Here is an 18,482-nt window from a genome sequence, read left to right as displayed (position 1 = left end):
CGGCGTCGCCGACACCCGGCGCCGTGTGCGGCCTGTCACCCTGCATGGGTGCAATCCCCCTTCCGGGACGGGTGGTTGGGGAGGCGGGGTCGGCAAAGTGCGGCTTTCCCCAGGCCTCCTGACCACTCCTCAATTCTCCTGTCCGGCACTGACAATCCATCGGTACGAGAGGGCGCGGCCTCTGCGCGCGAGCGGCCGTGTAAACGTAAGCTGTGCCACGTCAGACGGACCGGGCAGCGGGGATGAACATGGCGATGATGCGCCTGAGGCGCGAGGACCCGCGCGTCGTCGGCTCGTTCCGGCTTCACCGGCGGCTCGGCGCGGGCGGGATGGGCGTCGTCTACCTGGGCTCCGACAAGAAGGGGCAGCGGGTCGCGCTGAAGGTGATCCGGCCCGATCTGGCGGAGGACCAGGAGTTCCGCTCGCGGTTCGCACGCGAGGTGTCGGCCGCCCGGCGGATCCGGGGCGGCTGCACGGCGCGGCTCGTCGCGGCGGATCTGGACGCCGACCGTCCGTGGTTCGCCACGCAGTACGTGCCCGGCCCCTCCCTGCACGACAAGGTGAACGACGAGGGGCCGCTCGGGGCCGCGGAGCTCGCCGCGATCGGGGCCGCGCTGTCGGAGGGGCTCGTCGCCGTCCACGAGGCCGGGGTCGTGCACCGGGACCTGAAGCCCTCCAACATCCTGCTCTCCCCCAAGGGACCGCGGATCATCGACTTCGGGATCGCGTGGGCGACGGGCGCGTCCACGCTCACCCACGTCGGCACGGCGGTCGGCTCCCCCGGGTTCCTCGCGCCGGAGCAGGTGCGCGGGGCGCTGGTCACACCGGCCACCGACGTGTTCTCGCTCGGCGCCACGCTCGCCTACGCCTCGACGGCCGACTCCCCCTTCGGACAGGGCAGTTCGGAGGTGATGCTGTACCGCGTGGTGCATGAGGAACCACAGCTGCACGGCGTGCCGGACGCGCTGGCCCCGCTGGTGCGGGCCTGTCTCGCGAAGGACCCCGAGGAGCGGCCCAGCACGCTCGAACTCTCCCTGCGGCTGAAGGAGATCGCCACCCGGGAGGCCCAGGGCCTGGCCGACGCGCGACCTCCGGCGCCGCGGGCGGCCGAGGCGGACCGGCCCACGGGACGGCTGGCGGAGCCCGGCCATCCGGAGCGCACGCTGCGTCATCCGGGCCCCGGCACTCCCCCGCCGCGCGGCGGGGCGCCGTCCTCGCGCGGTCCGGCCCCCGCGCGGGGCGGCGCACCGGCGCGGGGCACGAACCCGTCCCGCGGGGGCGGTGGAGCATCGTCGCGGTCCGGGGCCCGGCCTGTTCCCGGCACCCGCAACACCCGTCCCGGCAGCGGCAGTCGACCGGGGCCCCGCAGCGGCGCCGGGCGTCCCGGGTCGAGGACGACGGGGGGCAGACTGCGGCCCGCCAACCCGCGCCTGCTGCGTCAGCGGCTGTTCGTGTTCGTGGTGGTGACGCTGTTCGTGGCGCTGGGCATCGCCCTCGTCCAGGGTTGTGAGGGACCGGCACGCGGCCTCGGCGGGGGCGACGGCGTCGTCCGGCACGCGCGGCCGCACCTGCCGTCGGCGCCGGGCGAGGGCGGTGCGGCGGCCGGCTGACCGGCGGGTAACGCGCGGGCGATCGGTCGGCGTCGGAACGTCCGCGGACGTGGACGACCCGCAGGTGAGGCCGCGCGCGACAGGACGGGGCCTCCCCGGGCGCCGGTGATCACGGCGATGCGGCGGCCGTCGTCGACCCTGACCGCCCGGCCGTCGCGGACGGCGCCGGCCGTCTCCCGGGGGCTATGCGCGGGGACGGCCCGTCGCCACCGCGTAGAAGGCGACCGCCGCCGCGGCGCCCACGTTGAGCGAGTCGACGCCGTGGGACATCGGGATGCGGACCCATTCGTCGGCGGCGACGAGTGCCTGGGTGGAGAGGCCGTCGCCCTCCGCGCCGAGCATGAGAGCCACACGGTCCATCCGGTGCGGGGCGGCCTCGTCGAGGCTGCGGGCCTTCTCGTCCGGGGTGAGCGCGAGCAGCGTGAAGCCGGCCTCGCGGACCGAGTCCAGGCCCTTGGGCCAGGTGTCCAGACGGGCGTACGGGACGGAGAAGACCGCGCCCATCGACACTTTCACGCTGCGACGGTAGAGGGGGTCCGCGCAGTCCGGCGAGAGCAGTACGGCGTCCATCCCGAGGGCGGCGGCCGAGCGGAAGATGGCGCCGATGTTGGTGTGGTCGTTGACCGACTCCATGACCACCACCCGCCGGGCGGTGTGGAGCAGGTCGGCCGCCGTGGGCAGCGGCCTGCGCTGCATCGAGGCCAGCGCGCCCCGGTGGACGTGGTAGCCGGTGACCTGTTCGGCGAGGTCGGGGCTGACGGCGTAGACCGGCGCCGGAAGCTCGTCGATGACGTCGCGCATGACGTCGATCCACTTGGCCGAGAGCAGCATCGAGCGCATCTCGTACCCGGCGTCCTTCGCGCGTCGGATGACCTTCTCGCCCTCGGCGATGAACAGCCCCTCGGCGGGCTCGCGTCTGCGGCGCAGCTCGACGTCGGTCAGGCCGGTGTAGTCGCGCAGGCGCGGGTCGTCGGGATCTTCCACGGTGATGAGATCGGCCACAGGGGTGATACTGCCTTGTCCTGGGTGCGGTGCCAACGGCTCGGAACGGTTGTGTTACCCGGGGTTACTCTGAGGTCCCCGGCCCGACGCCGACGACCGGGCCGATGACGACGACCGCCGGGGGCTTGACCTCCTGGACGCGGACCGTCTCGGCGACCGTGGCGAGCGTGGCGTCGACCCGACGCTGGGCGGCCGTCGTGCCCTCCTGGACGAGGGCGACCGGGGTGTCGGGCGACTTGCCGTGCGCCACGAGCGCCTCGGCGATCTTCCCGATCTTGTCGACGCCCATCAGGATCACCAGGGTTCCGGTGAGCTTCGCGAGGGACTCCCAGTCGACCAGCGAGCGCTCGTCGTCGGGTGCCACATGGCCGCTGACCACCGTGAACTCATGGGCGACGCCCCGGTGGGTGACGGGGATACCGGCCGCGCCCGGCACCGAGATCGAACTCGAGATCCCCGGGACGACCGTGCAGGCGATCCCGGCCTCGGCGAGGGCCTGGAGCTCCTCCATGCCGCGGCCGAACACGTACGGGTCGCCGCCCTTGAGGCGGACGACGGACTTGCCCTGCTTGGCGTGCTCGATCAGCGCGTTGTTGATGGCCTCCTGCGCCATGTACCGGCCGTAGGGGATCTTCGCCGCGTCGATCACCTCGACGTGCGGCGGGAGCTCGGCGAGGAGGTCGCGCGGGCCGAGCCGGTCGGCGATCACGACGTCCGCCTCGGCGAGCAGACGGCGGCCGCGGACGGTGATCAGGTCGGGGTCGCCGGGACCGCCGCCGACCAGCGCCACGCCGGGGGTCCGGGTGCGGTAGTGGGGGGCGACGAGGGTGCCGTCGCGCAGGCCCTCGACGACCGCGTCGCGGATGGCGGCGGTGTGCCGGGGGTCGCGGCCGCGGCCGTCGGTGGTGAGGACGGCGACCGTCACCCCCTCGCTGTGGCCGGTCGCGGGAGTCCAGGCGGTCGCGGCCTCGGCGTCGTCGGAGCGCACGCACCAGATGCGGTGCGCCTCCGCCTCCGCGGAGGCCGCCACGTTCGCCTCGGGGTCGCTCGTGGCGATCAGGGCGTACCAGGCACCGTCGAGGTCGCCCTCCGCGTACCGGCGCCGGGACCAGGTGATCTCGCCCGCGTCGGCCATCGCCTCGACGGACGGGGTGGCGCTCGGGGAGACGAGCTCCACGACCGCGCCCGCGGCGATCAGGGCGGGCAGGCGGCGCTGGGCGACCTGGCCGCCGCCGAGGACGACGACCCTGCGGCCGGTGAGGCGGAGACCTACGGGGTAGGCGGGGTGTTCGGCCATGAGGGTGCGGCTCCTCGTACGGGCAGAGACGTGCAGTGAGCGGGCGCTGCGACTCCGGAGCAGCCCTGACGTGCGCATTTTAGAGGTGTGTTCAGCATGCGGCGGGGCCAGGGGCGCGCACAAGCGCGCCCGCCGGCCCCGCGGGGGGCCTACTTCTCCGTCACGCCCGCCGAGTCGAACGTGGCGACCTCGTGCATGGCCCGGGCCGTGCTCTGCACCAGGGGCAGGGCCAGCAGCGCGCCCGTGCCCTCGCCGAGACGGAGGTCGAGGTCCACGAGAGGACGCAGCCCCAGCTTGTTCAGGGCGGCCACATGGCCGGGTTCGGCGCTGCGGTGGCCCGCGATGCAGGCCGCGAGGACCTCGGGGGCGATCGCACGGGCCACCAGGGCGGCGGCGCCGGCGCTGACGCCGTCCAGGATCACCGGCGTGCGAAGCGAGGCCCCGCCCAGGAGCAGACCGACCATCGCCGCGTGCTCGAAGCCGCCGATCGCGGCCAGGACGCCGATCGGGTCCGCCGGGTCCGGCCGGTGGAAGTCCAGGGCGCGGCGCACGACCTCGGTCTTGCGGGCGAGCGTCTCGTCGTTGATGCCGGTGCCGCGGCCGGTGACCTCGGCGGGGTCGGCGCCGGTGAACACCGAGATGAGGGCCGCGGACGCGGTCGTGTTCGCGATGCCCATCTCCCCTGTGAGCAGCGCCTTGTTGCCGGCCGCCACCAGGTCGCGGGCCGTCTCGATGCCGACCTCGATGGCCTGCTTGGCCTCCTCGCGGGTCATCGCGGGACCGGTCGTCATGTCGGACGTGCCGGCGCGGACCTTGCGGGGCAGCAGCCCCGGGGTCGCGGGCAGTTCGGCGGCGACGCCCACGTCCACCACGCACACCTCGGCGCCCACCTGGCTCGCGAAGGCGTTGCAGACCGCTCCGCCGCCCAGGAAGTTGGCGACCATCTGGGCCGTGACCTCCTGCGGCCACGGGGTGACCCCCTGCGCGTGGACGCCGTGGTCGCCGGCGAAGATCGCGACGGCCGCGGGCTCCGGGATCGGCGGCGGGCACTGCCGGGACAGACCGGACAGCTGCGCGGAGATGATCTCCAGCATGCCGAGCGCCCCGGCCGGCTTCGTCATCCGCTTCTGCCGCTCCCAGGCCTCGCCGAGTGCCTTGGCGTCCAGCGGGCGGACGCTGGCGACGGTCTCGGCGAGCAGATCGTGCGGGTCCTCGCCGGGCAGCGCGCGACGACCGTACGTCTCCTCGTGGACGACCCACGACAGCGGACGGCGCTTGGCCCAGCCCGCCTGCATCAGCTCGGGCTCCTCCGGGAACTCGTCGACGTAGCCGACGCAGAGGTAGGCGACCACCTCGAGGTGTTCCGGCAGTCCCAGCGCGCGGACCATCTCGCGCTCGTCGAAAAAGCTGACCCAGCCGACGCCGAGGCCCTCGGCGCGGGCGGCGAGCCAGAGGTTCTCGACCGCCAGGGCGGAGGAGTACGGCGCCATCTGCGGCTGGGTGTGACGGCCGAGGGTGTGACGGCCGCCGCGGGTCGGGTCGGCGGTGACGACGATGTTCACCGGGGTGTCGAGGATGGCCTCGATCTTGAGTTCCTTGAACTGCTTCGCCCGGCCCTTGGGCAGCGACTTCGCGTACGCGTCCCGCTGCCGGACCGCCAGCTCGTGCATCGCGCGCCGGGTGTCGGCGGAGCGGATGACGACGAAGTCCCAGGGCTGCGAGTGACCGACGGAGGGCGCGGTGTGGGCGGCCTCCAGGACGCGCAGCAGCACCTCGTGCGGGATCGGGTCGTCGCGGAAGCCGTTGCGGATGTCCCGGCGCTCGCGCATGACCTTCAGGACGGCCTCGCGCTCCGCATCGTCGTACCCGGGCGCGGCGGGACCCGACGACACGCGCGCGCCTTCCCCGGCGGCCGGGTCGTCGTCCTGTTCGGCGGCTCTGGTCTGCAGGTCCTCCGGGCTCTGCACGACCTCGGGGTCGACGACCCCGGACGCGGCGACGCCGGCCTCCTGCGGGGCGTCCGGGGCGTCCGGGGCGGGGTCGGCTGCGTCCGGGGCGCTCTCTCCGGGCGCGGTTTCTCCGAGCGCGGTCTCGCGAGGGGCGGGAACGGTGGCGACGGGAACCGTGGCGGCGGGCAGGCCGGAGGGTGTGGCCTCGACGGCGGACTGCGCCTCACCGACCGCTTCCATGGCCGCCTGGGGGGCCGGCTCCGGAGCCGGCTGCTCCTCGGTCGCGGACACGAGCAGGTGCGGCGGGGCCGGGGCGAGGTGCGCGGGGGTCGGCACCGCGCCCTCGGCCGGCACGAACTCCCCCAGGAATTGCTTCGGCGCGGGCTCCGGGACGGCGTGCCCGGGCCCGGGCAGGGCTTCCCGCGCCTGGTGCGCCGCGTGGTCTTCGTGGTCCGCGTCCGTCGGAAGAGGCGCGGGCTGGGGGCCCTGCGGGGCGGCGCTCCCGAGGTCCGCGCCGGTCCCCTCGCTCGCCGCCGAAGGCACGGGCTGCGGGGCGGGGACGACGTCCGCGAGGAAGGTCCGGGGCCCGGTGGCGGCGATGGAAGCGACGGCCGGGTCGGCGGCCGGCTCCGGCACGACAACGGGCTCTTGGTGGAGCGCGGGCCGGGCCTGCGCCGCCTCGTCCGGCCCGGGCTCGGGTCCTGCCTCCGGCTGCGGCTCGGGGTGAGGCTGCGGCTCCGGGTGAGGCCCGGCGAGGGGTGCTTCGGGGGCGACCGCCGTCTCGGGGGCGGTCTGCGGAGACTCCCCGTGGGCGGCCGCGGGCTGCGGGGCGTCCGGTGCGTGGGATGCCGGGTCCGCGATGTGGGCTGCGGCGGGGGTCAGGGGCTCGGGCTCGGGCTCGGGCTCGGGCTCGGGCCGGCGCTCCGGCTCCGCGTCCGCCGCCGCCTGGGTCTCCGGCTGCGGCGCGGGCAGGGCGTCGGGGGCCGGGCCGGTCTGCTGCTCCACGGCGGATGCGGTCTCGGCGGATGCGGTCTCGGCCTGCGGGACGATCGTCTCGGCGACGGCGTCGACGCTCTGCACGTGCCCGGTTTCCGGGGCGGGAGCGATCGTCGTCGGCGCCGGTTCCTCTGCCGCATTCTCGGTCACGGCCTCGACCGGCTGCGGAGCCTCGGCCTCTTCGGGTCCTCCGCCCGGGGCGGGCTCGGGCTCCGGGACCGAGGCGGGCTCGACGGCCGGCACGGCCTCCGGGACGGGAAGCGCGTCGGCGACCGGGGCGGTCTGCGCCGGCGCCTCCGGAGCCGGGGCGGGCGCGTCGGGAGCCGGGGCGGGCGCGTCGGCGGAATGCGCGTCCGAGTCCGCCGCGTGGACCTGAGGCTGAGGCTCGGGCTCCTGGGCGGCCTCCGCCACGGGGCCCGCCTCGCCGGCGTCCGCCGACTGCGGCGTCTGCGGCGTCTGCGGCGTCTGCGCCATGTCGGCCTCTGCGGACTGGGTGGGCTCGACCGCCTCGGCGGCGCTGTGCCCCTGCGGTTCCGCGGCTTCCGGCGTCCGGGGGGCCACAGGTGCGTCCTCATCGGCCGCCGCCGGCGCCGGCTCGGCGGAGGCGTCCGCCGGCTGGTCACCGCCGGGCACGGACGAGCCCTCGGCCTCGGCCAGTTCCTCACCGGCCTCCGCCATCATGGCGGCGCCCAGCAGCTGACCGGGGTCGACGACCCCGTACGTGTTGGTGGACGGCGGCTGCGGCGACGCGCCTTCGGGTTCGGCCGTGTGCTCGGCCTCCGGTTCCTGCGGGGCGGTCGCGGCCATCGCCTCGGTCGCCATCCGAGCCACCAAGGCCTGGGCGGCGCCCGCCGGTTCGCCCTGCTGCTGCGCCGCGACCGGGGCCGGCACGGCCGCCTCCGCGGTCGTCACCCCGGACGCGACCGGCGTCTGCGCCGTGACCTGTGCGGCACCCCAGGGCGCCGCGCCCTGAAGCGGCATCTCGCGCAGCTGCGGCACGTCGAGGTACTCGGGTCCGGAGGCGGACGGGCCGGGCTGGCGGACCGGAGCGCCCGCGGGGCCGCGGTCGGCGAGGGAGCGGACCGGGCTGGCGGAGGCGTCGGGGATCGGCGGGCCGAGGTGCAGGGGCCGACGCGGGGCCGCCTGGGGCGCCGACGCGCCCGGCAGGCGGACGGCGCTCAGATCGACCGATCCGCTGTCGCGGCCGTCCGTCTCGTGCGGGCCGGGCTCGTGCACCGTCTCGACCACCGGCTCCGGGGCGGGCGGGGCCACCTCGTTGCCCCACGCACTCTGCGCGCCCGGCAGCAGCAGCAGGTCTTCGTCCTCGGCGGGGGTCTCGGAGAGGTAGGTGTACGCACCGTGCGCGGGGGCGCCCGGCTGCTCCACCATGCCTGTGTTCTCCGGCAGCGCCTCGCCCGGGACCTGGCCGGTGTCGGTCATGCGTACCCCTCGCCCATCGGTTAGTGCTCTTACGACCAGCTCGCCCGGAGCGGCGCACCGACCGCCCCGCAGTGAGAACGAGCGTCCGTGCCCAGCGGCACGAACGACCCGCTCGAAAAAGCGACAAAGCCATACAGTGGCATTGTCCCGGCCACCGGGCCGTCGCGACAGCTTGATCCGCGACGCGCCGCTGTGGACTGCGCCACGTTGCGCGTCCTCCGGTTCTGCCGTACCACACCCAGCCCAAAAGGGAGGTGTTTTCCGGACATTGACCGACGAAGCGCCGGGCGACCGGAAGCGGTACGACGATCGGCCAGCCTACCGCGCGCGGTACGACAACAGGATCACCGGGCGGGCGAACCGGGTCAGGGCCGACGGTCCGCGAGAACCCCCGTGAGCAGGAACGCGACGCTCCGCTCCGTCTCCGTCCAGGCCCTGGTGTCGAGTTCGACGGCCTGGACGAGGGCGCACTCGACGCGGTAGTCGTGCTCCGTCAGGTCGCGGCCCACGAGTTCGGCGGCGTCCCGGGTGGCCGCGTGGGTGACGATGCGCTGCGGGCGGCGGTCGGCGACCGCGGAGACGACGGCCGCTCCCCCGCCGCCGACCCGGACGACGTCCGGTTCCGGCAGGTTCTCCAGCACGTGCGGGGCGTCGCCGCGGACGATCTGGAGCTGGACCCCGTGCCGGCGGGCGGCGGCGTCGGTGCGGGCGCAGGCCTGCAAGTCCCGGTCGACGGCGATGACGGCGGCGCCCGCCCGCGCGGCGTCGGTGGCGAAGGCGCCGCTGCCGCAGCCGATGTCCCAGACGAGGTCGCCCGTCCGCGGCCCCAGGTGGGCGAGTTGGGCCGCGCGCAGCAACGGCGCCTCCCCCTCGCCCAGCCCGCCGCCGTAGGCGTCGCCGGGCAGGGTCCAGCCGCGCGGGCCGGCGCCCGGGTCACGTCCGGCGATCCAACCGCCGTCCCCCGCGGCGGCCGGCACGGCGGGGCCGATGACGATGACGACGTTGGGGTCGCGCCAGGTGTGGTCGGCCGCCTTGTCGGAGGTGACGACGCTGACCTGCTCGCGGACGGTGCCGAGTTCCTCGCAGACCACGAAGGTGCGGTGCACGCCCTCCATGAGCAGGCCGAGCTCGGCGGGACCGGCGCCCGGGGAGGTGAGAACGGCGACCTTGGTGTGGGCGCGGCACACGTTGACCGCCCGTCGCAGCGTGCGCCGGTGGGCGACGACCACCTGGGCGTCGTCCCAGGGCATCCCGGCGCGGGCGAAGGCGGCGGCGACGGCGGAGACGGCCGGGACGACCTCGACCTCCAGGCCGAACTCGGGTGCGCGCAGGGTCCGTACGACGCCGAAGAAGCCCGGGTCGCCGTCGGCGAGGACGACGGCGGTGCCGCGGTGGCCGGTGATACGGCGGGCGGCGAGCGCGACGCTGCCGAGCCGGATGCGTTCCGCGCCGGGCGGCACCTCGGGCAGCGCCAGGTGGTGGGCGGCGCCGGCCACCAGCGTGGCGGCGCTCAGAGCGGAGCGGGCCGCGTCGGTCAGCGGCGAGCCGTCCCAGCCGATCACCGTGACGCGGTCGGCCATCGTCGTCAGTCTCCCCCGGGTTCACGCAGGCAGCGGGCTCCGTGAGGGTACCTGGTCGGCGGGCGGGGGCGGCGGCGGTGACACCTGCGGCGGGATCAGTTCCAGTCGGTGTACGACGTGAATCCGCCGCTCTCCGCGAAGTGCTCGCCGCCGCCGTCCAGGTCCTCGGGGAGGAGGCTGTAGACGATGTAGTCGGTGCGCACCTCGTTCCAGGTGCCGTCCTCGGCGCGGGCGCGCGCTATGCAGGCGCCGCGCAGCACGCCCTCGCTGATGCAGCCGATCTTCTGCGCGACCTGCTGGGAGGCGGTGTTGTCGGCGGCCGTGCGCAGCTCGATGCGCTCGAACTTCTGGTCGGTGAACAGCCATTGGGCGGTGGCGAGCGCCGCCTCGGAGGCGTAGCCCTCGCCGCGCGCCCAGGGGGCGATGATGTACGACAGTTCGGTGGAGCGGACGTGCCAGTTGGTCTTGGCGAGCTGGACGACGCCGACCAGGCGCTGGGTGAGGAACTCGGTGACGGCGAGGTCGAGGCCGCGTCCCGCCGTGCGTTCGCCGGGCGCGTACTCGGCGACCCAGCGGCGGGCGGCGGCCTCGTCGAAGGGCTGGGGCACGCCGGTCCAGGCCGTGACCTGCTCGTCGTTCATCATGTCGGCCAGGGCGGGCACGTCGTCCTCGTCGAGGGGGCGCAGGCCCAACCGCTCCGTGCTGATGGAGATGTTGGGGAAGGTGCTCGTCATGCGCCGCTCCGTAACCTTCGGGACCTCTGGTGAGACCTGCCGCCCCGTCAGGGCCGACTGAACTGCCCAGCATGCAGCATGTGAGCCCGGAACCCCACCACGGGGTCCACACCGGGTGAAGGCGCGGACCCCGTGCGTGTGCGTCGGGGCGGGGATCAGAAGGCCGCCACGACGGCTCCGTCGTACTTGTCCTCGATGAACTTCTTCACCTCGGGGGAGGTGAGCAGCCCGGCCAGCTTCTTCACGCGCGGGTCGCCCTCGTCGCCCTTCTTCACGGCGAGGAAGTTGGCGTAGGGGTTGCCCTTCGCGGACTCTGCGAGCAGGGCGTCCTTCGCCGGGCTGAGCTTGGCCTCGAGCGCGTAGTTGCCGTTGATCACGGCGGCGTCGACGTCGGAGAGGGAGCGCGGCAGCTGGGCCGCCTCGAGCTCCTTGAACTTCAGGCCCTTGGGGTTGGAGACGACGTCCTTGGGGGTGGCGTCGTAGCCGACGCCCGGCTTCAGACCGATGAGGCCGCCTGTCTCCAGGAGCTTCAGCGCGCGGGCCTCGTTGGTGGTGTCGTTCGGCAGGGCGACGGTGGCGCCCTTCTCCAGGGCGTCGAGCTTCTTGACGCTGCGGGAGTACAGGCCGAGCGGCTCGAGGTGCACCGTGGCGCCGGGCACGGCGACGATGTCGGTGTCGTTCTTCTTGTTGAAGTCGTCGAGGTACGGCTGGTGCTGGAAGTAGTTGGCGTCGACCTCGCCCTGCTGGACCGCCGTGTTGGGCGTGACGTAGTCCGTGAACTCCTTGACCTCGAGCTTGAGGCCGGCCTTCGCCGCGAGGTTGTCCTTGATGTAGTCGAGGATCTCGCCCTGCGGGGTGGGGGTGGCGGCGACGGTCAGCGTGGCGTTCGCGTCGGCGCCGGAGTCCTTGTCCGAGCCGCAGGCGGTGAGTCCGAGGGTGAGGGCTCCGGCGGCCAGGACAGCAGTGGTGATCTTGGTGGTGTTACGCACGAAAAGTGCCTTTCCTGAAGGTGGTGCGGCCCCGCGTCGGGTGGTGCGGGGAGTCTGGTGGGCGGCCCCGGCGGGCTCAGGCGACCTTGCCGACGTCGGCGGCGGCCGGCTCCTTCGCCTTCAGCAGGCGGAGCCTGGGGGCGGGGCCCGAGCTGCCGCCGCGACGGTGCAGGGCGCGGGCCGTGCAGTCGCCGGCGAACTGGATGAGCGAGATGACGACGGCGAGGATGGCCACCGTGATCCACATCAGTTCGGTCTGGAAGCGCTGGTAGCCGTAGCGGATGGCGATGTCCCCGAGCCCGCCGGCGCCGACGGTGCCGGCCATGGCGGAGTAGCCGATGAGGGTGACGACCGTGGTCGTGGTGCCGGCGACGAGGGAGGGCAGGGACTCCGGGACGAGGACCTTGCGCACGATCGTCCAGGTGTCGCCCCCCATCGACTGCACGGCCTCGACGAGCCCGCCGTCCACTTCGCGGACAGCCGTCTCGACCAGGCGCGCGAAGAACGGGATGGCCCCGATGGCGAGCGGCACGATCGCGGCCTCACGGCCGATGGTGGTGCCGGTGACGGTGCGCGTGAAGTTCATCAGCGCCACCATCAGGATGATGAAGGGCATCGAGCGGGCGATGTTCACGATCTGCCCGATGACCTTGTTGGCGAAGACGTTCTGGAGCAGGCCGCCTCGGTCGGTCAGGACCAGCAGGACGCCGAGCGGGAGGCCGCCCGCGACGGCGACGAGGGTGGACCAGCCGACCATGTAGAGGGTGTCCCAACAGGCCTGCGCCAGCAGGGGCTGCATCTCCGACCAGCTCACTTGACGCCTCCCTCGATGAGCGCGGGTTCCTGGGGCGCGTGGTCCACGACGTCGATCTGCAGGCCCTGTTCGCGCAGGAAGCCGATCGGCACGACGTTGTCCTCGTAGCGGCCGGGCAGTTCGATGCGCATCCGGCCGATCTGCAGGCCGCCGACGGTGTCGACCGCTGCGCCGAGAATCGATATGTCGATGTTGTAGGTTCGCGACAGCTGGGAGATGACGGGCTGGGTGGCGGCCTCACCGTGGAAGGTGACGTCGACGACGGTGCGGTCGTGACCGCTCGCCTCGCCGCCGACCGGGAAGAGCGCGGCGGCCAGTTCGGAGCCCGGGGCGGCGAGCAGCTCGCTGACCGTGCCGGACTCGACGACCCTGCCGTGCTCCATGAGCGCGGCGGAGTCGCAGATCGACTTCACCACGTCCATCTCGTGCGTGATGAGCAGAACGGTCAGGCCCAGCTGCCGGTTGAGGTCACGCAGCAGCTGGAGGACGGAGCGGGTGGTCTCGGGGTCGAGTGCGCTGGTCGCCTCGTCGGAGAGCAGCACCTTCGGGTCGCCGGCGAGGGCGCGGGCGATGCCGACGCGCTGCTTCTGGCCGCCCGACAGCTGCGCCGGGTAGGCCTTCGCCTGATCGGCGAGCCCGACCAGGTCGAGCAGCTCCAGCGCCTTGCGGGATCGTTCCCTCCCGGAGGAGCCGAGGATCTCCAGCGGCAGTTCGACGTTGTCCTGCACAGTCCGCGAGGACAGCAGGTTGAAGTGCTGGAAGACCATGCCGATCCGGCTGCGCGCCTGCCGCAGTTCCCTGCCGGCGCGGCGCCCCCGCCCGGCGAGCGCGGTGAGGTCCCGCCCGTCGACGGTGACCGTTCCGGCGGTGGGGCGTTCCAGGAGGTTGACGCAGCGGATGAGCGAGGACTTTCCGGCGCCGGACTGGCCGATGACGCCGTACACCTCGCCTTCGCGTACGTGCAGGTCGACGCCGTCGAGGGCGGTGACCTCACGGCCGCGCGAGCGGTAGACCTTGGTCAGGCCCGTGGTGGTGATCACGTGGGGTTTCCGTCACTGTCGAGTGCGCGGGCGTGGGTGTGCCCGGGCGCACGGATGCAGGCTGTCAGGACGCGACACGGTTCTCGCCGTGGCGGAAGGAACCGGGGAGAAACATGTGCGCGGGGCGCGGCTCAGGTCACGTACGGCGGAGATGCGGCGTACGGGCCTGCCACGGCGTCTCGCTTCGGGGCGCGAGCTCGGGGGTGGTGCGGGGGCCCTCTAGAAGGCGCACATTCGACACATACAACGAGCACCGGGCGTCAGGGTCGCCTCGGTCGCACGGGTGCGGCAGCTCGTAGTGGTCATGAGCATCAGTAAAGCAGACGTACGGTCCTGACCCAGACACCGCTGTCCGCATTCTGGACAGCCGTGGACGGCTTTCCGCGTTCCTCGCCCCGGCCCGGAGATCCCCGCGCCCCCGCCGGTGACCAGCGCCTACGAGGCGGACGGGTGCCCGGACCACGAGGTCGGCGACCCGGTCGCGGACCGGCAGGCTGTGGCCGACGCCACGGCAGCGCCGCCGGTCGCGTGGGTCCCCGGGGCCGACCGCGGGGTGTCTGTTACGCCGTATTAAGGTCACTGCATGCTTGATGCCCTGACGGCGACGACCGGCGTCGCCGCGTTGCTGCTCGCCGCCTGGTGCGGCTGGGCCGCCCACCGCGACCAGCCGACCAAGGACTGGCACTTCATCGGGATGGCCGTGGTCTCGTTGCTGGCGACGGTCCAGCTGGTGATCGGGATCGTCCAGTTGGCGCGGGGCGAGAAGCCGGAGCAGGGCACGACGCTGTTCGTGGCGTATCTGCTGGGCGCGTTCGCGTGCGTGCCGACGGCGGGGTTCATGTCGCTGGCCGAGCGGACCCGCTGGGGTTCGGTGACGGTCGCCGCGGGCGGCGTGGTCCTCGCCGTGCTCGAGGTGCGGCTCTTCGACATCTGGGGAGGCTGAGATGACGGCGGTGCAGGAGAAGCCGGACCGGCTGATCAGCGGGCCCGGGATGCTGCTGGTGTGGTTCTACGGCGTGATGGTGGTCGGCGCGGTGTCGCGGTCGGCGTACGAGATCGCCGCGCACTTCGACCGGGCGCCGCTGTCGTACACGCTGTCGGCGGTGGCGGGCGTGGTGTACGGCTTCATCACGTACTCGCTGGTGCGGGGCGGCGAGACGGCCCGCAGGGCGGCGCGGCTGTGCTGCGCCGCCGAACTCGCGGGCGTGCTGATCGTCGGGACCTGGACCCTGGTCCAGCCCTCCGCCTTCCCCGAGGCGACCGTGTGGTCCGACTACGGGATGGGGTACGTCTTCATCCCCGTGCTGCTGCCGGTGTCGGCCCTGTACTGGCTGCGCACCTCCCGTACGACTACGCCGTAGCCGCGTACTCCCCGGCCTGCTTCTCCAGGACGATCATCGGCACGCCGTCCGTGCCCTGGGAGGTGCCGACCGTCTCGTAGCCGACCCGGCGGTAGAGGCGGAGGTTGCCCTCGCTGCGGTGGCCGGCGAACAGGCGGAACTTCTTGGCGCCGCGCTCGCCGCCCAGCGCCGACTCGGCGGCGCGCAGCAGCCGCGCGCCGATGCCGTGCCCCTGGAGGCGGGGGTGGACGCAGAGCTTGCCGATGGCGGCGGCGCCGTCCTCGGTGAGGGTGCCGCGAACCGAGCCGACCACCTCGTCGCCCAGCCGGGCCACGAAGACGCAGTCGGCGGCGAGCTCCTGCCGGACGGAGTCGAGGCTCTGGACGAGCGGGGCGATGCGGTAGTTCCCGTACAGCGCGGCTTCGCTCTGGAAGCACAGGTACTGCAGTCTGAAGATCTGCTCGGCATCCTGCTCGGTCGCCACCGAGATGGTCACGCTCATGCCCATGTGCGCACGCCTCCCGCTCACCTGATCGCCTGTGGTCCCTCACTCCTATCCCCGCACTTCGGGAGCCGCAACCTCCGGTGCGAGCAAACGACGAAGACATCCGAGACATCTGGAACGTTCCGGTCCGAGACTGCCCTGTGAGATACCCAACTTCCCTGCGATCTCCCGGTAGGTGAGGTCCTCGGGCGAGAGGAGGGCCTGCAGAAGACGCGAGCAGCGACCGGGCAGCCGGTGCACGGCCTCGCGCAGAGCGCGATGGCGGGCGGCGGTCAGGGCCAGGTGTTCAGGACCGCGTTCCGCGTCGTCGGCGGGCTCGGTCTCGTACGGCTGTTCACGCCGGGTGGTGCGGCGGGTACGGCGGACCTCCGCCCGGACGGCCCGGCGCAGCCAGCCCTCGGGATCTCGGGGCGGGCCGTCGGCGGCGAGGCGTTCGAGGAGACGGAGCCAGACGGCCTGCTCCAGGTCACCGGGTTCGGCGCCGGCGGCAGGAGCTTCCGCGGAGGCCTCCGCGCTGAGCAGCGGGTGCAGGGAGGCGAGCAAGTCGGGGGTCATGTGCCACACGATGCGGCGGCCCGGGCGGTCGGTTGCCCGGGCGGCCGACTGTCACCCCAACGAGGACTCAGCCGTTGACGAAGTCCGCGCGGGCCAGCACCCCGGTGTCCGGGTTGTCCGTGAAGACCCCGTCGATACCGGTCGCGAAGTAGGTGCGGAACGCTGCGAAGGAGTCGCCGTAGGCGTCCGCGTCCGAGCCCTTGCGGAAGTCGGCGGGCAGGAAGGGGTTCTCGTTGCGCATGGTGTACGGATGCAGGATCAGACCGACCGCGTGGGCGTCCTTCACCAGGGTGGTCGGCCTGGTGAGGTTGCCGGCCGCGTCCTTCGGGATGACCAGGTCGAGGGTGGGGCCGATGCCCTGCGCGTACCCGGCGATCTCCCGCAGTCCGGCCCGCGTGATCAGGTCGGCGACGGTGCGCGGGTCGCCCGTCTCGACGAAGTCCCAGGGGCGGGATGCGGCGGTGGACAACAGCACGACGAGCGGGTTGTCGACCAGCTTGTTCAGGCGCTGGATGCTGGTCGGCTCGAACGACTGCAGGACGACCGGGGAGTTCTTCCTGTCCTTGCCGTACTTGTGCAGCAGTTTGGCGACCCGCTCCTCCAGGCCCAGGCCCTGCTTGCGGAAGTAGGTGGGGTGCTTGGTCTCGGGGTAGATCCAGACCTGCCTGCCGCGCTTACGGGTCTGCTCGTCCTGCCACTTGAGGACCTCCTCGAAGGTGGGGATCCCCCAGCGGCCGTCGTAGAGCGTGTTGTGCGGGCGGTTGGCCGGGATGCGCTCGACCGCCCGCAGTCTCTTCAGCTCGGCGAGCGTGAAGTCCTCGGTGAACCAACCGGTGGTCGGGACGCCGTCGAGCACCTTCGTCGTCCGGCGGTCGGCGAACTCGGAGTGGGCGGCGACGTCCGTCGTGCCGCCGATCTCCGGCTCGTGCCGGCAGACGAGGTGGCCGTCCCGGGTGGGGACGAGGTCGCCGGCCTCCACGATGTCGGCCCCCAGGTCGAGGGCGAGCTGGTAGGAGCCGAAGGTGTGCTCGGGGCGGTAGCCGCTGGCGCCGCGATGACCGATGACCGTGGGCACGGGAAGACTCTTGAGGCCGCCTCCCCCGTGGCGGGCCTCGGCAGCCGTCGCCGTGCCGGACAGACCGAGCACGCCTCCGGCGCCGAGCACGGCCGCGCCGAGGAGCGCCCGTCGCCCGGTGCCCGCGCGCGCCTGCTCGTTCGACTCCTGCGTGTCCTGCGTTCCCATGCGGGGCCTCCAGCCGTCGGCTCGTCCGTGCGGGCCGATGGTAGGGGCGTGGACATGACCTCCGGGAGACCTCGGCCCCAACACGCGGAGGACGTCGGACGGCACCTGGTGTACGCCGGGTGCGTGAGCTCGCCTACGACGGACGCGGTCCGTGCGGTACGTCGAGGTGACGGGTCGTCGGACGCGGGGGATTCGGTGCGGCCGGCCGGGGAACCCGGTCCGAGCCGGGCGCGCGGCGGTCGAGGCCGGAGCCGGGCCTCGCCCGGGCGGCGAGACGACACGCCGGACGCACCCGCCCCGGGAGCGTCGCGCGGGCCGGTCGTCGCGCGGCCCGGTCCCTGCACAGCCCGGCGAAGGCTGCGGCGAGCCTCGGAGCCTCCCGTGTCCGGGGTGACCCACCTCGTTCCGTCCGGATGACGGGCGGGCTACGGGCGGGCGGCCGTGCGGCCGTACAGGTAAACAAACGTCAACAGTGCGTAAGACCTGGGTGACCCGATGTGCGTCGGCCCCCGGCCCGCGAGTATCGTCCTCACCTGCACAGACTCATACCCTTTTCCCTTGACATCGGAGGGCTCGTTGTCGCGCTTCGCGCTCATCAAGGCAGTGCTCGGACCGGTCATGCGCCTGATGTTCCGCCCCCGGGTCGAGGGCGCGGAGCACATCCCGGGCGACGGCCCCGTGATCCTGGCGGGCAATCACCTCACCTTCATCGACTCGATGATCCTGCCGCTGGTGTGCGACCGACAGGTCCTCTTCATCGGCAAGGACGAGTACGTCACGGGCAAGAGCCTCAAGGGCCGGCTGATGGCCTGGTTCTTCACCGGGGTCGGCATGATCCCGGTGGACCGGGACGGCGGCCGCGGCGGCGTCGCCGCGCTGATGACCGGACGCCGGATCCTCGAGGAGGGCAAGGTCTTCGGGATCTACCCCGAGGGCACACGGTCCCCCGACGGCCGTCTCTACCGGGGCCGTACCGGCATCGCCCGGCTGACGCTGATGACGGGTGCGCCCGTCGTGCCGTTCGCGATGATCGGCACGGACAAGCTGCAGCCGGGCGGCGCGGGCATGCCCCGTCCGGGCCGGGTGACGGTCCGCTTCGGCGAGGCCATGGAGTTCTCCCGGTACGACGGGATGGACCGGGACCGCTATGTGCTGCGCGCCGTCACCGACTCCGTGATGACCGAGGTCATGCGGCTGTCGGGGCAGGAGTACGTGGACATGTACGCCACCAAGGCCAAGGCGGCGTAAGCGCCTCCGGTGCGGGGGCGCGCGCCGCGGCCCGGAGCGCGGTGTCCCGCCGACCTGCTCACCGAGAACCGCTCCGCGCCGGCAGCACCCCTCGGACTGCGGGACCCGCCTGCCTCGTGACGTGCGGGCGCCGTTCCGCG

General features: G+C 73.4%; 15 protein-coding genes. 4 read left to right on the top strand and 11 right to left on the bottom strand.

Annotated features, from left to right (window positions below; translation table 11 throughout):
* Positions 1-242: 242 nt before the first annotated feature.
* On the top strand, positions 243-1,610 hold the full coding sequence (locus OHS82_RS34085) for a serine/threonine-protein kinase (RefSeq protein WP_057580394.1): 1,368 nt from the start codon (positions 243-245) through the stop codon (positions 1,608-1,610).
* Positions 1,611-1,793: 183 nt separating this feature from the next.
* Here the strand turns inward: OHS82_RS34085 and OHS82_RS34080 are convergent, their stop codons facing one another.
* The 8 genes from OHS82_RS34080 to OHS82_RS34045 form a co-directional block, all read right to left on the bottom strand.
* On the bottom strand, positions 1,794-2,612 hold the full coding sequence (locus tag OHS82_RS34080; RefSeq protein WP_057580395.1) for a TrmH family RNA methyltransferase: 819 nt from the start codon (positions 2,610-2,612) through the stop codon (positions 1,794-1,796).
* 64 nt (positions 2,613-2,676) lie between these two features.
* Positions 2,677-3,909 (bottom strand): uroporphyrinogen-III C-methyltransferase, encoded by a 1,233-nt coding sequence (gene cobA, locus OHS82_RS34075; protein ID WP_057580396.1) that lies wholly within the window; start codon positions 3,907-3,909, stop codon positions 2,677-2,679.
* Positions 3,910-4,058: 149 nt separating this feature from the next.
* Positions 4,059-8,294, bottom strand: coding sequence for a nicotinate-nucleotide--dimethylbenzimidazole phosphoribosyltransferase (gene cobT, locus OHS82_RS34070; RefSeq protein WP_328435164.1), 4,236 nt, complete (start codon positions 8,292-8,294; stop codon positions 4,059-4,061).
* Positions 8,295-8,659: 365 nt separating this feature from the next.
* Positions 8,660-9,874 (bottom strand): precorrin-6y C5,15-methyltransferase (decarboxylating) subunit CbiE, encoded by a 1,215-nt coding sequence (cbiE, locus tag OHS82_RS34065; RefSeq protein ID WP_328435163.1) that lies wholly within the window; start codon positions 9,872-9,874, stop codon positions 8,660-8,662.
* A gap of 95 nt (positions 9,875-9,969) precedes the next feature.
* The gene (locus OHS82_RS34060) at positions 9,970-10,608 is read right to left on the bottom strand and encodes a GNAT family N-acetyltransferase (protein ID WP_057580398.1); all 639 of its coding nucleotides are present in this window, start codon (positions 10,606-10,608) and stop codon (positions 9,970-9,972) included.
* Positions 10,609-10,763: 155 nt separating this feature from the next.
* Entirely contained in the window at positions 10,764-11,597 is an 834-nt protein-coding gene (locus OHS82_RS34055) for a MetQ/NlpA family ABC transporter substrate-binding protein (RefSeq protein WP_057580399.1), read from the bottom strand.
* Positions 11,598-11,673: 76 nt separating this feature from the next.
* A complete protein-coding gene (locus OHS82_RS34050) occupies positions 11,674-12,411 on the bottom strand; it encodes a methionine ABC transporter permease (RefSeq protein ID WP_057580400.1) in 738 nt (245 codons plus the stop codon).
* Positions 12,408-13,451: a methionine ABC transporter ATP-binding protein gene (locus OHS82_RS34045; protein WP_057580401.1), complete on the bottom strand. Its 1,044-nt coding sequence runs from the start codon at positions 13,449-13,451 to the stop codon at positions 12,408-12,410. Before OHS82_RS34045 ends, OHS82_RS34050 begins: the two co-directional genes overlap by 4 nt.
* Before the next feature lie 583 nt (positions 13,452-14,034).
* On the opposite strand from OHS82_RS34045, the gene OHS82_RS34040 reads away from it, so the two are divergent.
* Complete coding sequence (locus OHS82_RS34040; protein ID WP_057580402.1) at positions 14,035-14,394, top strand: hypothetical protein; 360 nt, start codon at positions 14,035-14,037, stop codon at positions 14,392-14,394.
* Position 14,395: 1 nt separating this feature from the next.
* Positions 14,396-14,812, top strand: a complete 417-nt coding sequence (locus OHS82_RS34035) for a hypothetical protein (RefSeq protein ID WP_057580403.1) — start codon at positions 14,396-14,398, stop codon at positions 14,810-14,812.
* Here OHS82_RS34035 and OHS82_RS34030 read toward each other — a convergent pair.
* From OHS82_RS34030 to OHS82_RS34020, 3 genes are all read right to left on the bottom strand, one after another.
* Positions 14,802-15,299 (bottom strand): GNAT family N-acetyltransferase, encoded by a 498-nt coding sequence (locus OHS82_RS34030; protein ID WP_057580404.1) that lies wholly within the window; start codon positions 15,297-15,299, stop codon positions 14,802-14,804. The two genes, OHS82_RS34035 and OHS82_RS34030, sit on opposite strands and share 11 nt — an antisense overlap.
* 45 nt (positions 15,300-15,344) lie before the next feature.
* Positions 15,345-15,851, bottom strand: a complete 507-nt coding sequence (locus OHS82_RS34025; RefSeq protein WP_057580405.1) for an RNA polymerase sigma factor — start codon at positions 15,849-15,851, stop codon at positions 15,345-15,347.
* A 67-nt stretch (positions 15,852-15,918) separates the two neighbouring features.
* Entirely contained in the window at positions 15,919-17,094 is a 1,176-nt protein-coding gene (locus OHS82_RS34020) for a glycerophosphodiester phosphodiesterase (RefSeq protein ID WP_057580406.1), read from the bottom strand.
* Positions 17,095-17,670: 576 nt separating this feature from the next.
* Between OHS82_RS34020 and OHS82_RS34015 the strand changes: the two genes are divergently transcribed.
* The gene (locus OHS82_RS34015) at positions 17,671-18,342 is read left to right on the top strand and encodes a lysophospholipid acyltransferase family protein (RefSeq protein ID WP_057580407.1); all 672 of its coding nucleotides are present in this window, start codon (positions 17,671-17,673) and stop codon (positions 18,340-18,342) included.
* Positions 18,343-18,482: the final 140 nt, after the last annotated feature.

The sequence above is a fragment of the Streptomyces sp. NBC_00425 genome (assembly GCF_036030735.1).
In the GTDB taxonomy this organism is placed as follows: Bacteria; Actinomycetota; Actinomycetes; order Streptomycetales; family Streptomycetaceae; genus Streptomyces.
Note: the sequence above shows the minus strand (reverse complement) of the source record. Positions and strands in the feature narration are given on the sequence as shown.